The organism is Streptomyces sp. NBC_01463 (assembly GCA_036227345.1).
In the GTDB taxonomy this organism is placed as follows: domain Bacteria; phylum Actinomycetota; class Actinomycetes; order Streptomycetales; family Streptomycetaceae; genus Streptomyces.
This window is the reverse complement of record CP109468.1, coordinates 2,064,130-2,077,513: the sequence shown is the minus strand read 5'-3', so window position 1 is coordinate 2,077,513 and position 13,384 is coordinate 2,064,130. Positions and strand designations below refer to the sequence as shown.

10 protein-coding genes are annotated in these 13,384 nt (G+C 68.5%); 9 read left to right on the top strand and 1 reads right to left on the bottom strand.

The features are described 5' to 3' along the window. The first annotated feature begins 40 nt into the window (after positions 1-40). The 8 genes from OG521_09045 to OG521_09010 all read left to right on the top strand — a co-directional run bounded on the left by OG521_09045 (position 41) and on the right by OG521_09010 (position 10,720). Positions 41-964 carry a sugar ABC transporter permease gene (locus OG521_09045; GenBank protein ID WUW20929.1) on the top strand — a complete coding sequence of 308 codons (924 nt, stop codon included), beginning with the start codon at positions 41-43 and terminating at the stop codon, positions 962-964. A gap of 91 nt (positions 965-1,055) precedes the next feature. Continuing rightward, positions 1,056-1,973 (top strand): carbohydrate ABC transporter permease, encoded by a 918-nt coding sequence (locus OG521_09040; GenBank protein WUW20928.1) that lies wholly within the window; start codon positions 1,056-1,058, stop codon positions 1,971-1,973. A gap of 213 nt (positions 1,974-2,186) precedes the next feature. Continuing rightward, positions 2,187-3,386, top strand: a complete 1,200-nt coding sequence (locus OG521_09035) for an ROK family transcriptional regulator (protein WUW26618.1) — start codon at positions 2,187-2,189, stop codon at positions 3,384-3,386. Between the two features lie 123 nt (positions 3,387-3,509). Next, positions 3,510-4,577 (top strand): substrate-binding domain-containing protein, encoded by a 1,068-nt coding sequence (locus tag OG521_09030; GenBank protein ID WUW20927.1) that lies wholly within the window; start codon positions 3,510-3,512, stop codon positions 4,575-4,577. 228 nt (positions 4,578-4,805) lie between these two features. Further along, a complete protein-coding gene (locus tag OG521_09025) occupies positions 4,806-5,594 on the top strand; it encodes an ATP-binding cassette domain-containing protein (GenBank protein WUW20926.1) in 789 nt (262 codons plus the stop codon). Then, on the top strand, positions 5,591-6,889 hold the full coding sequence (locus OG521_09020) for a sugar ABC transporter permease (GenBank protein ID WUW20925.1): 1,299 nt from the start codon (positions 5,591-5,593) through the stop codon (positions 6,887-6,889). Before OG521_09025 ends, OG521_09020 begins: the two co-directional genes overlap by 4 nt. Before the next feature lie 194 nt (positions 6,890-7,083). Next, the gene (gene dxs, locus OG521_09015) at positions 7,084-9,063 is read left to right on the top strand and encodes a 1-deoxy-D-xylulose-5-phosphate synthase (protein WUW20924.1); all 1,980 of its coding nucleotides are present in this window, start codon (positions 7,084-7,086) and stop codon (positions 9,061-9,063) included. 151 nt (positions 9,064-9,214) lie between these two features. Continuing rightward, positions 9,215-10,720: an amino acid permease gene (locus OG521_09010; GenBank protein ID WUW20923.1), complete on the top strand. Its 1,506-nt coding sequence runs from the start codon at positions 9,215-9,217 to the stop codon at positions 10,718-10,720. Positions 10,721-10,776: 56 nt separating this feature from the next. On the opposite strand, the gene OG521_09005 is transcribed toward OG521_09010, so the two are convergent. After that, positions 10,777-11,874 (bottom strand): LCP family protein, encoded by a 1,098-nt coding sequence (locus tag OG521_09005; GenBank protein WUW20922.1) that lies wholly within the window; start codon positions 11,872-11,874, stop codon positions 10,777-10,779. A 305-nt stretch (positions 11,875-12,179) separates the two neighbouring features. Here OG521_09005 and OG521_09000 point away from each other — a divergent pair, with 305 nt between their 5' ends. Continuing rightward, positions 12,180-13,259: a hypothetical protein gene (locus OG521_09000; protein WUW20921.1), complete on the top strand. Its 1,080-nt coding sequence runs from the start codon at positions 12,180-12,182 to the stop codon at positions 13,257-13,259. Positions 13,260-13,384: the final 125 nt, after the last annotated feature.

The following is a 13,384-nucleotide window of genomic DNA, read 5'->3' as shown; positions in this document are numbered from 1 at the left end:
CCAGCGGCGGCTCCCGCGGAAAGATCGGGGTCGGTAAACGATGCAGCACGGCAAGTACCGGTTCATTGTGGGGTTCCTGGTAGTCCCACTGGCGTTGTACGCGGTCTTCGTCATCTGGCCGTTCATCCAGTCCATCTATTACTCGTTCACGGACTGGACCGGCCTGAGCCCGGACTTCAAGATGGTCGGCCTCGACAACTACACGAGGATGTTCAAGGACGACATTTTCTGGAAGTCGCTGCAGCACAGCGTGCTGCTCGTGCTGCTGCTGCCGCTGGTGACGCTGGGCCTCGCGCTCTTCTTCGCCTTCATGCTCAATGTCGGAGGCCGGCGGCGCAAGAACGCCGCGGTCTCCGGCGTGCGGGGTTCGGGCTTCTACAAGATCGCGTATTTCTTCCCGCAGGTGCTCTCGATCGTCATCGTCGCCCTGCTCTTCCAGTTCGCGTACAACCCGCGCAGCGGAATGCTGAATTCGGCGCTCAAGGGGATCGGACTCGACTCCATCCAGCCGGACTGGCTGGGCGACCCGAACCTGGCACTCATCTGCGTCATGGTGGTGCTGGTCTGGTCGACGGTCGGCTTCTTCGTCGTCCTCTTCTCCGCCGGAATGGCGTCCATCCCGAAGGACTTCTACGAGGCGGCGCTCCTGGACGGGGCCAGCCGCGTCACGACGTTCTTCAAGATCACCCTGCCGCTGCTCTGGGACACCGTGCAGTCCGGGTGGGTCTACATGGGCATCCTGGCGCTCGGGGTCGAGGCGTTCACGGCCGTACAGGTCATGACCGTGGGCCCCGGCGGTCCCGACTACGCGACCTCCGTCCTGCCGCTGTACGTCTACCAGACGGCGTTCCGCGACGGTCAGGCCGGATACGCGACCACGATCGGTGTGGGACTGCTCGTCGTCACCATGGTGTTCGCCGCCATCGTGATGCGTCTGGGCCGGCGCGAACGGCTGGAGTTCTGATGCTGTGCTTCCCGGGACGCGGTGCCCGGATCCCCAGCAGGCAAGACAGCCCGGTCCGCGCGGCCGGCTCGACAGTACGAGGTGAGCACACGTGAAGGCCACTGAAACCCCTCCCGTGGTCACGGTGAAGGAACCGGCCCCCGTGTCCAAGGCGCCCGCCCAGGGCGGCAAGGAGAAGGGCAGCGAGGGCAAGATCCTCAACGTCTTCTCCCACGGTGTGCTGATCATCTGGGCGATCCTGGTGGTCATGCCGCTCCTCTGGGCGGTCATGACCTCGTTCAAGACCGATGACTCGATCCTGTCGACGCCGTGGGCGCTGCCGGACAAGCTTCACTTCGAGAACTGGTCGCGCGCCTGGAGCCAGGCGCACATGAGCGAATACTTCTTGAACACGATCGTGGTGGTGGGCGGTTCGCTCATCGGCACGCTGTTGCTCGGCTCGATGGCGGCCTACGTACTGGCCCGCTTCGACTTCCCGGGCAACCGCTTCGTGTACTACCTGTTCATCGGCGGGATGAGCTTCCCGATCATCCTGGCGCTGGTCCCGCTGTTCTTCGTCATGAACAACATGGGGCTGCTGAACACGACGCACGGGCTGATCCTGGTCTATATCGCCTACTCGTTGCCGTTCACCGTCTTCTTCCTCACCGCGTTCTTCCGGACGCTGCCGGGGTCCGTGGCGGAAGCGGCGATGATCGACGGGGCCTCGCACACCCGGACGTTCTTCCAGGTGATGCTGCCCATGGCGAAGCCCGGTCTGATCAGCGTCGGCATCTTCAACTTCCTCGGGCAGTGGAACCAGTACATGCTGCCCACGGTGCTGAACAGCGACCCCGACCACCGGGTGCTCTCCCAGGGCCTGGTCGAACTGGCCAACAGCCAGGGCTACAAGGGCGACTGGTCCGGCCTCTTCGCCGGTCTGGTGATGGCGATGCTCCCGGTCCTCGCGGCCTACATCGTCTTCCAGCGCCAGGTCGTGGCCGGTCTGACCGCGGGAGCGGTGAAGTAACCCTCCCCGGACACCGCAAGATCCACCGAACCGCCCGCCGGCTTCCCAGCCGGCGGGCGGTTCGTCTGCGTACGGGGGAGTTCGCGGACCCCGTCGTGCGAGGGTCCCGTGCTCATCAGAGGCTTCGAATGCTCAAGGTCTTGACGGGGAGTACCCCAAAACGCTCAGCTTAGAGTTCACATGTTGGAGAAAATGGCAGGAGTGAGAGAGTCGATGGAGACTCCGGGGTCGCAGACATCTCTGCATCGCGCCAACCTTGAGCGGGTCGTGCGCGCCGTACGTATGGCGGGTTCGCTCACCCAGGCGGAGATCGCCAGGAGCACGGGCCTCTCCGCGGCCACCGTCTCCAATATCGTTCGCGAACTGAAAGAGGGCGGCACCGTAGAGGTGACCCCCACCTCGGCCGGCGGCCGCCGCGCCCGCAGCGTCTCGCTCAGCGGGGACGCGGGCATCGTCATCGGCGTCGACTTCGGACACACGCACCTGCGCGTGGCGGTCGGGAACCTGGCCCACCAGGTGCTCGCCGAGGAGTCCGAGCCGCTGGACGTGGACGCCTCGTCCGCCGAGGGCTTCGGACGGGCGGAACAGCTGGTCAACCGGCTGATCGAGACCACCGGGATCAGCCCGGGCAAGGTCATCGGGGTGGGTCTCGGTGTTCCCGGCCCGATCGACGTCGAGTCCGGCACGCTGGGCTCCACGTCGATCCTGCCGGGCTGGACGGGCATCAACCCCAGCGAGGAGCTCACCGCCCGCCTCGGCGTGCCGGTGTACGTGGACAACGACGCCAACCTCGGGGCGCTGGGCGAGCTGGTGTGGGGGAGCGGCCGCGGGGTCCGGGACCTCGCGTACATCAAGGTCGCGAGCGGTGTCGGCGCCGGTCTGGTGATCGACGGGCACATCTACCGGGGACCCGGCGGCACGGCCGGCGAGATCGGCCACATCACCCTCGACGAATCGGGCCCCGTCTGCCGCTGCGGCAACCGCGGGTGCCTGGAGACCTTCACGGCCGCGCGGTACGTCCTGCCCCTGCTCCAGCCCAGCCACGGCCCCGATCTCACCATGGAACGGGTGGTCCAGCTGGCCCGTGAGGGCGATCCGGGCTGCCGCCGGGTGATCGGTGACGTGGGGCGGCACATCGGCAGCGGGGTGGCCAACCTGTGCAACCTGCTCAACCCGAGCCGCGTGGTGCTCGGCGGTTCGCTCGCGGAGGCCGGCGAACTGGTCCTCGGACCCATCCGCGACTCCGTGTCGCGCTACGCCATCCCCAGCGCCGCACGGCAGCTCTCGGTGCTCCCCGGGGCCCTCGGGGGGCGTGCCGAGGTGCTGGGCGCGCTGGCGCTGGTCCTGAGCGAGATGGGCGATTCGACCCTTTTGGAGAGCACGCTCCCCGCGGCTACGCCTGCCTTCACTTAGATAACGAATGGCACCGTTGTCATCTCGTTAAGGATTTACTCCTTGACGTCGCTGTCGAGGCCGAGTTGACTTCCAGCCACCTCGGCCGCAACGCTGCGGCCTCGTCAGGGAGGCACACCCGCAATGAACGCAATGACGCGACGCATCGTCATAGGCACGGCCGCAGTTTCCATGGCCGTCTCCCTCGCAGCCTGTGGCAAGGCCGGCGACGACAAGAAGGACTCGGCGGACTCGGGCAGCAAGACCAAGATCGGTCTGCTGCTCCCGGAGAACAAGACCGCTCGCTACGAGACGCTGGACAAGCCGCTGTTCATCGAAGCGGTCAAGAAGGACTGCGCGGACTGCGAGGTTGTCTACAACAACGCGGCCGGTGACGTCGGCCAGCAGAAGCAGCAGTTCGAGCAGCAGATAGCCGACGGCATCAAGGTCATCGCCATCTCCTCGGTCGACGCCGAGAAGTCCGCCGCGTGGGTTGCCGACGCACACAAGAAGGGCGTCAAGGTCGTCGCGTACGACCGCGCCATCGTCGGTGCCGACGCCTACGTCAGCCACGACAACGAGAAGATCGGCAAGCTCCAGGGCCAGGCCGTCCTCGACGCGCTCGGCTCGAAGGCGGCAGGCGCCAACCTCGTCATGATCAACGGTGACGAGAAGGACCCGAACGCCGGCCTGTTCAAGAAGGGCGCTCACGCGTCCCTCGACGGCAAGATCAAGATTGCCTACGAGGCGTCCGGCGAGTGGGACCCGAAGATCGCCGGCGAGAAGATGACCGCCGCGATCTCCTCGGTCGGCAAGGGCAAGATCGACGCCGTCTACTCCGCCAACGACGGCATGGCGGGCGGCATCATCACGTCCCTGGACAACGCCGGTATCAAGGACATCCCGGTGGGTGGCCAGGACGCCGAGCTCCCCGGTATCCAGCGGATCATCGCCGGTACGCAGACCTTCACGATCTACAAGTCGCCGAAGCAGCTCGCCCCGGCGGCCGCCCAGTTCGCCGTCAACCTGCTCCAGGGCAAGGACATCGGCGCCCAGGGCAAGACGGACGGCGTTCCGTCCACGCTGCTCGAGCCGACCGTCGTGAACAAGGACAACATCGAGTCCACCGTGGTCAAGGACGGCATCTACCAGGCCTCCGCGATCTGCGTCAAGGACATCGCCGCCAAGTGCACCACCCTGGGCATCAAGTAGTCCCTCCTCGCGCCAGGGCCGACAGGCCCTGGCGCGCGCGGGTGTGAACGCGCCGCATGGCCGAGTCCGCCCGCCCCACGACTGTCCGGCCCCGGTCGGCCCACACCCCGCTGCCGGCCGGGTGCCGGACATTTCCCCCAGTACTTCCAGTACGTCGACGCTGCCCCTCGTGGCGCGGCGTCTCCGCCGGTCAGGCGGCACATCCCCGCCGGTCAGGCGGCGAAGGAGATGGTTCACGTGTCACAGACGCCCGTGCTGGCGTTGCGTGGAGTCTTCAAGCGATTCGGAGCGGTCCAGGTCCTCTCCGGTGTCGATCTCGAAGTCCACGCCGGAGAAGTGGTCGCCCTGGTCGGCGACAACGGTGCAGGAAAGTCCACGCTGGTCAAGACGATCGCCGGCGTGCACCCCATCGATGAGGGCGTCATCGAGTGGGAGGGCACGAAGGTGGACATCAACCGTCCGCACGACGCCCAGAACCTCGGCGTCGCCACCGTCTACCAGGACCTCGCGCTCTGCGACAACCTGGATGTCGTCGCCAACCTCTTCCTCGGCCGCGAGATCAAGAAGGGCGGCGTCCTCGACGAGGTCGCCATGGAGAAGCGGGCACAGGACCTCCTGTCCACGCTCTCCATCCGTATCCCCAGCGTCCGTATCCCGGTTGCCGCGCTCTCCGGCGGCCAGCGCCAGGTCGTGGCCATCGCCCGTGCCCTGGTCGGCAACCCCAAGATCGTGATCCTGGACGAGCCCACCGCGGCCCTCGGCGTCGAGCAGACCGCACAGGTCCTCGACCTGGTGGAGCGGCTGCGCGAGCAGAACCTCGGCGTCATCCTCATCAGCCACAACATGGCCGATGTGAAGGCTGTCGCAGACAAGGTCGCCGTGCTGCGACTCGGCCACAACAACGGCATCTTCCCCGTGGCGACGACCAGCCACGAAGAAATCATCGCCGCGATCACGGGCGCCACCGACAACGCCGTGACCCGCCGCAAGTCCCGCAGCGCGGAGGCATCCAAGTGAGCAAGACCAACGAGACTTCGGCCAAGGTGCCGGCCCAGGCAGAGGCCACCGAGGCTCCCGCGGCAGCGGCCGGCGCTGTCAGGGTCGTTGACCCCCGCCTGCTCATCCGTGAGCAGGGCTTCAAGGGCTACTGGACCGAGTTCAAGCGCAAGGTGCGTTCGGGCGAGATCGGCTCGCTGCCCGTCGTGGTGGGCCTGATCATCATCGGGATCGTCTTCCAGGCCGAGACCGGAAACTTCCTCACCTCGTACAACCTCGACCAGATCACGTTGTACGCGGCGGGCCCCGGCATCATGGCCGTGGGCATCGTCTTCGTCCTGCTGCTCGGCGAGATCGACCTCGCGGTCGGTTCCGTCGCGGGCCTCGCGGGTGCGGTGTGGGCCGTGGTCGGCACGGACATACCCGACTCCCTCGCCATCGTGGTCGGCATCCTGTCCGGCACGGTCATCGGCGCCTTCCACGGCATCGTCTTCGCCAAGATCGGCGTGCCCGCGTTCGTCGTGACGCTGGCAGGCTTCCTGGGCTGGGCCGGTATGCAGACCTGGGTGATGGGCGAGAAGTCCACCATCACCACCCCGCTCGGCAGCTTCGTCCGCGACCTGACCAGCTACTACTTCGCAGACGTCGCCGCCGCCTACGGTCTCGCCGTGTTCGTGATCGTCGCCTTCTACCTCGCGCAGCTGCGCGACTCGCGCCGCCGCAAGGCCGCCGAGCTGCCGCACCGCCCGCAGAGCGAGATCATCCTGCGCACCGGGCTGCTCGCCGTCCTGTCCCTCCTGGCCGCGTATGCGTTCAACCAGGAGCAGGGCCTCCCGCTCTCCCTGGTGATCTTCCTCGCGATCCTGGTCATCACCGACTTCGTGCTGCGTCGCACCACCTACGGCCGTCAGATCTTCGCAGTCGGCGGTGGCATCGAGGCAGCGCGTCGGGCCGGCATCAACGTGTCCTGGATCCGCATCTCGGTGTTCATGATCTCCGGCACGCTCGGTGCGGTCGGCGGTCTCTTCCTGGCCTCCGCGACCGGCGGCGCCGACCGTTCGCTCGGTGGCGGCAACCAGCTGATGATGTGCATCGCCGCGGCCGTCATCGGCGGTACGTCCCTGTTCGGCGGACGCGGCAAGGTCTGGTCCGCGCTGCTGGGCATCCTGGTCATCCAGTCGATCGTCCAGGGCCTCAACCAGATGAACCTGTCGTCGAACGCGATCCAGTACATGATCACCGGTGGAGTACTCCTCATCGCTGTGATCATCGACTCGGTCTCGCGCAAGACCCAGAAGACCGCAGGCCGCGCCTAGGCTCACCCGGCCCCGCGGGGCCCCGTGACACGCAACGCCGGACAGTGCCCGGCGCCCCTCCACAGGGCGCCGGGCACTGTCACGTACCGGCCCGGGGTGGGACAGCACACCCCGGGTGGATGCCCGATGCGGCGGGCGGAACATTAGACTCATCGGATCGGCATGCTCGACCAGCACAATCGCAAGGAGGCACGGTGACACAGCCGCGCGAAGCGCGTCATGCACGGGCGGTGGCGGGCGACGGATGGGATCTGCTGAACCGCATCGGCGGACCGCGTGACCTGGACCGGCTCACCCCCGAGCAGCTGGAGCAGCTCGCCGAAGAGATCCGGGCCTTCCTCGTCGACGCCGTCTCCAAGACCGGCGGCCACCTCGGACCCAACCTCGGCGTGGTCGAGCTGACCATCGCCCTGCACCGGGTCTTCGACTCGCCGAAGGACAAGGTCCTCTTCGACACCGGCCACCAGAGCTATGTGCACAAGCTCCTCACCGGCCGGCAGGACTTCTCGAAGCTCAAGAGCAAGGGCGGCCTCTCCGGCTACCCCTCGCGCGCCGAGTCCGAGCACGACGTCATCGAGAACTCCCACGCCTCCACCGTGCTCGGCTGGGCCGACGGCCTGGCCAAGGCCAACGAGGTGCTGGGCCGCCCCGACCACGTCGTCGCGGTCATCGGTGACGGAGCTCTCACCGGCGGCATGGCCTGGGAGGCGCTGAACAACATCGCCGCCGCCAAGGACCGCCCCCTCGTCATCGTCGTCAACGACAACGAGCGCTCCTACGCCCCGACCATCGGCGGCCTCGCCAACCACCTGGCGACCCTGCGCACCACCGACGGCTACGAACGCTTCCTGGCCCGCGGCAAGGACCTCCTGGAGCGCACCCCCGTCGTCGGCAAGCCGCTGTACGAGACGCTGCACGGCGCCAAGAAGGGCCTCAAGGACTTCATCGCCCCGCAGGGCATGTTCGAGGACCTCGGCCTGAAGTACGTCGGCCCGATCGACGGCCACGACCTGGAGGCCCTGGAGTCGGCGCTCCAGCGCGCCAAGCGCTTCGGCGGGCCCGTCATCGTGCACTGCCTCACGGAGAAGGGCCGCGGCTACACCCCGGCCCTGCTCGACGAGGCGGACCGCTTCCACGCCGTCGGCAAGATCCACCCCGACACCGGCCTGCCCGTCGCCACCTCCGGCCTCGACTGGACCTCCGTCTTCGGCGAGGAGATGGTCAAGCTCGGCCACGAGCGCGAGGACATCGTCGCGATCACCGCGGCCATGCTCCAGCCGGTCGGCCTGACCAAGTTCGAGAAGGCCTTCCCGGACCGGATCTACGACGTCGGCATCGCCGAGCAGCACGGCGCGGTCTCCGCGGCGGGCCTCGCCACCGGCGGTCTGCACCCGGTCTTCGCGGTGTACGCCACCTTCCTGAACCGCGCCTTCGACCAGGTCCTGATGGACGTCGCCCTGCACAAGTGCGGTGTGACGTTCGTCCTGGACCGGGCCGGGGTCACCGGTACGGACGGCGCCTCGCACAACGGCATGTGGGACATGTCGATCCTGCAGTGCGTGCCGACGCTGCGGATCGCCGCCCCGCGCGACGCCGACCAGGTCCGCGCCCAACTGCGCGAGGCCGTCGAGGTCGACGACGCGCCGACGGTCGTCCGCTTCTCCAAGGGCGCGGTCGGCCCGTCGGTCAAGGCCGTCGGCACGGCCGGCGGCATGGACGTGCTGCGCAAGCCGGCCGCCGCCCGGCCGGACGTCCTGCTCGTCTCCATCGGGGCGCTCGCCCCGATGTGCCTGGAGATCGCGGACCTGCTCGACGCCCAGGGCATCTCGACCACCGTCGTCGACCCCCGCTGGGTCAAGCCCGTCGACGAGGCCATGGCCCCGCTCGCGGCCAGGCACCGGGTCGTCGTCACCGTCGAGGACAACAGCCGGGCCGGCGGTGTCGGCTCCGCCGTCGCCCAGGCCCTGCGCGACGCCGACGTCGACGTACCGCTGCGCGACTTCGGCATCCCGCCGGTCTTCCTGGACCACGCCTCCCGCAAGGAGGTGATGGCCGAGATCGGGCTGACCGCACCGGACATCGCCCGTCAGGTCACCGGCCTGGTCGCCAAGCTCGACGGCCGCTACGACACGGACGCGGCGAACAGCTCGGTGGCGGAGCCGGTCCGCGACTGACGCGTACCGCCGCACGGCCGACTGGGCCGGTCGCCCACCCTGTACGGGTGGACCGACCGGCCCATTCGTGTGAAATCCCGCCCGGTGAGGCGTGGCGGAGGCGGCCGGGTCCGAATCATGGCGTGCACGACGAGTGCGTGGAGGTACGCCGGTGAGCACCCAGCAGGACCTGCCCCCCAGTGGAGACGGGCTGTTCCGGACCAAGACGGTCGAACAGTCCATCCGCGACACCGAGGAGCCGGAGCACGCCCTCAAGAAGTCCCTCTCCGCCCTGGACCTCACGGTCTTCGGAGTGGGCGTCATCATCGGCACCGGCATCTTCGTGCTCACCGGCAAGGTGGCCAAGGAGACCGCCGGACCGGCCACCGCCATCGCCTTCGTGGTGGCGGGCGTCGTCTGCGGCCTGGCCGCGCTCTGCTACGCGGAGTTCGCCTCCACCGTCCCGGTGGCCGGCTCGGCGTACACCTTCTCCTACGCCTCGCTCGGTGAGCTGGTCGCCTGGATCATCGGCTGGGACCTGGTCCTGGAGTTCGCGCTGGGCACGGCGGTGGTGGCGGTCGGCTGGTCCGGCTACGTCCGCTCGCTGCTGGACAACGCGGGCTGGCACCTTCCCGACGCGCTCTCCGGACCGGACGTGGCGGACGGATTCGGCTTCGACATCCTCGCCTTCGTCCTCGTGCTGGTGCTGACCGTCATCCTGGTCCTCGGCATGAAGCTGTCCGCGCGGGTCACGACGGTGGTGGTCGCCATCAAGGTGACCGTCGTCCTGATCGTGATCATCGCGGGGCTCTTCTTCATCGACACGGCGAACTACTCGCCCTTCGTCCCCGAGGCCCAGCCGCAGCCCTCCGGATCGGGCCTTGACGCCCCGCTGGTCCAGCTGATCTTCGGCTACGCCCCCACGAACTTCGGCGTCATGGGCATCTTCACCGCCGCCTCCGTCGTCTTCTTCGCCTTCATCGGCTTCGACGTCGTCGCCACGGCCGCCGAGGAGACGAGGGTCCCGCAGCGCGACATGCCGCGCGGCATCATGGCCTCGCTCTTCATCTGCACGGCCCTGTACGTCGCCGTATCGATCGTCGTCACCGGAATGCAGCACTACACCGAGCTCTCCGTGAGCGCCCCGCTCGCCGACGCCTTCAAGGCCGTCGGCCACCCCTTCTACGCGGGCGTCATCAGCTTCGGCGCCGCGGTCGGCCTCACCGTGGTCTGCATGATCCTGCTGCTGGGCCAGACCCGGGTGTTCTTCGCGATGAGCCGCGACGGCCTGCTGCCGCGCTTCTTCTCCAAGACGCACCCGCGGTTCCACACCCCGTACCGCCCGACCATCCTGCTCGGCGTGCTCATCGCGGTCATCGCCGGTTTCACCAGCATCAACGAACTCGCGACGCTGGTGAACATCGGCACGCTCTTCGCCTTCGTCGTCGTGGCGCTGGGCGTCATCGTCCTGCGCCGCACCCGCCCCGACCTGCACCGCGCCTTCCGCACGCCGCTGGTCCCGCTGATCCCGATCCTGTCGGTCGCCGCGTCGGTCTGGCTGATGCTCAACCTGCCGGCCGAGACGTGGCTGCGGTTCGGCGTCTGGATGGTCATCGGCGTGGTCATCTACTTCGCGTACGGACGCGGGCACAGCCGGGTGAACCGCACCCGGGTGTGACGACGACGGCCCCGCCGGGCCACGGGGCCGGCGGGGCCGTACGGTCTGCCGCGGCGTCAGCCGCCGGTGGCAGGCGACTTCTTGGCGGACTCCGGGATGGTGGCGTCCTCGCGGATCGCCTTCCACAGCGTGCCGGCCTGCGGCTCCGCGGAGATCACCCGGTTCGGGTCGATTTTGTCGTAGGCGACAGGGAGCATGATGGTCTCCATCGATGCCGGGTCGACCCCGTTCATCGAACGGGCGAAGTCGGTCAGCGACTTGAGCGAGGCGAGACCCTCGTCGGTGGTCAGCGACTTGGTCGCGGAGTTAGCGATCTTGTAGGCGCTGGTCGGACTCCCCAGCAGATCCTGCTTCTTGACCTCGCTGAGCAGGGCGAACAGGAACTGCTGCTGGAGCCCGATGCGCCCGAGGTCGCTGCCGTCACCGATGCCGTGCCGGGTGCGGACGTAGGCGAGGGACTGGGTGCCGTCGAGCTTGTGGGACCCGGCGGTGAGGTCGAGACCGGAGGACTTGTCGTGGATGTCCTCGGGGACGTCGACGGTCACGCCTCCGATGGCGTCGACGAGACCCTTGAACCCGGAGAAGTTGATCTCCAGGTAGTGGTCGATGCGCACACCGGACAGCTTCTCGACGGTCTTGACCACACAGGCGGGGCCGACCTGGGAGTACACGGAGTTGAACATCACACGGTTCGCGGACTTCACCGTCGAGCCGTCGGCCTTGGTGCACTCGGGCCGGGTCACCAGGGTGTCACGGGGTATCGAGACGGCGACCGCCTTGCTGCGCCCTTCCGGGATGTGCACGACCATCGCCGTGTCGGAACGTGCCCCGCTGACGCCCGCGCCGCCGCCCAGCTCCTTGTTCTCGGCCCCGGCCCGCGAGTCCGAGCCCAGGACCAGCAGGTTCTGCCCGCTGGTCGGCAGCTTCTCGGGACGGTCCTCACCGAGCGCCTTGTTGATGTCGACGCCCTTGATGTTCCCGTCGAGCCGGCTGTAGAGCCAGTAGGCCGTGCCGCCCGCGGCGATGACGAGCACCAGAACGGACAGCAGGACGGCCCGGCGTATGCGCTGGCCCCGCGTCCGCACACGCTTGCGCCCGCGGCGGGGGTTCTCCGGGGAGCTCCGGTGTCCGGGCATGGTGGCGTCTTGGCTCATCCTGAGTGAGTCCTCACAACTTGTGGCCTGGTCAGGGCGCAGGTGATGGGGGTGGGACTCGGGTGGGGGGTGAAGCCGGTCCGCGTTTCCTGGTGAATGAGCACTATAGACAGTCGATCTGGTGTACGTACGGTGCCCATGGTGTGAAGACGGCCCGCCGACCGGCCGGGGGAGTCGCCGGGCGGCCGCGAAACCGTACGCGGGGCGGGCCGGAAGGCACCTTCGGGGCGGGGCTTAGGATGTGACAGCTTCGGGACGCTGCACGCGTTGCTCGAACACCGGTTCTTGAAAGGTGATCGCAGACCATGCTCGGACAGGATGCCCGTGCGACCTCGAAGGTCGCGCCTGAAAGCAAGGCGCTCCGCGGCATCTGGCTCACCCGCGGGAAGGACGGCAGGCTCACCGCCTACGTCCCCGGGGAGGGCGGCCTGCGCCGCTGGACGGAGAGCCGCCCGGGCGGTCCCGGCTGGGACGCTCAGGACACGGTGCCGGCGCCTGACCTGACGCATCTGTCCGTGACCCAGAACGCCGATGCCTACGTCCACTTCGCCGGCCGTCGTGAACGAAGCGCGGCCGACGGAGCGGTCACCGTCGACATCGTGCACGCGATCCAGTACCAGACCGGCCGCCCGGCCTCGGCCTGGCACTCGCTCGGCACCCCGCACAAGGAAGCCGACGTGGGCCGCAGGCTCGGTGCGCCCGTCGCCGTCGTCAGCGAGTCCGGCGAGGTGCACATCGCCGTACGCAACGGGCGCGGGGGCATGATGATGCGCCGCGAGCGGCCCGACGGGAAATGGCGTGGCTGGGAGGACCTGCGCGGCAAGCACATCAAGCAGGAGCCCGCGGTGGTCGCGCTCGCCTCCGGCTGCGTCGTGCTCCTCGCGGCGACGCACGAGGCCTGCCTGTACTGGGAGCAGCAGGAGCCCGCCGGGGGATTCGGCGCGTTCCGGAGCCTGGAGATCACGGCGGACCCCGGCTCCCTCAGCGTCCTGGAGACGGCACCCGGCCGGGCCACCTACTACTGGACGGATCCCGAGCACGGGGTCGTCGCCTACCGCGCCGGCACCGGGACCATGCCCCTGGGCGGCGCCCCGGGCGACGGTCCGCACGCGGCGGTCCGCACGTCCCTGGACGGGCTCGACTGCACGGTGCTGGCCCATCGCGGGACGAACGGCACCGCGGTCGTCGGCGTCGGGGTCACCGAGAACGAGGCCGACGGCCTGTGGTGGTCCGACACCGGAGCCCCCTGCCTGACCACCCCGGCGCTGGCGCACGACGCCGAGGGCCTGCTGGTGATGGCGGTCGCCGGCCCGGACGGTGTGCCGCGCGTGGCGAGGCAGACGGACGGGCCGGGCCTGAGCTTCGGGCAGTGGCGCGAGATCTGAGCCGTCCCCGTCACCTCCACAACACCGCGGGAGCGGTGGGGTGATGACCTCGGCACCGGACGACCGGTGCCCGTGAAGGCTGGGCGCGGGACGCCGGGCACGGCGGCAGCCACCCGTTCATGTGT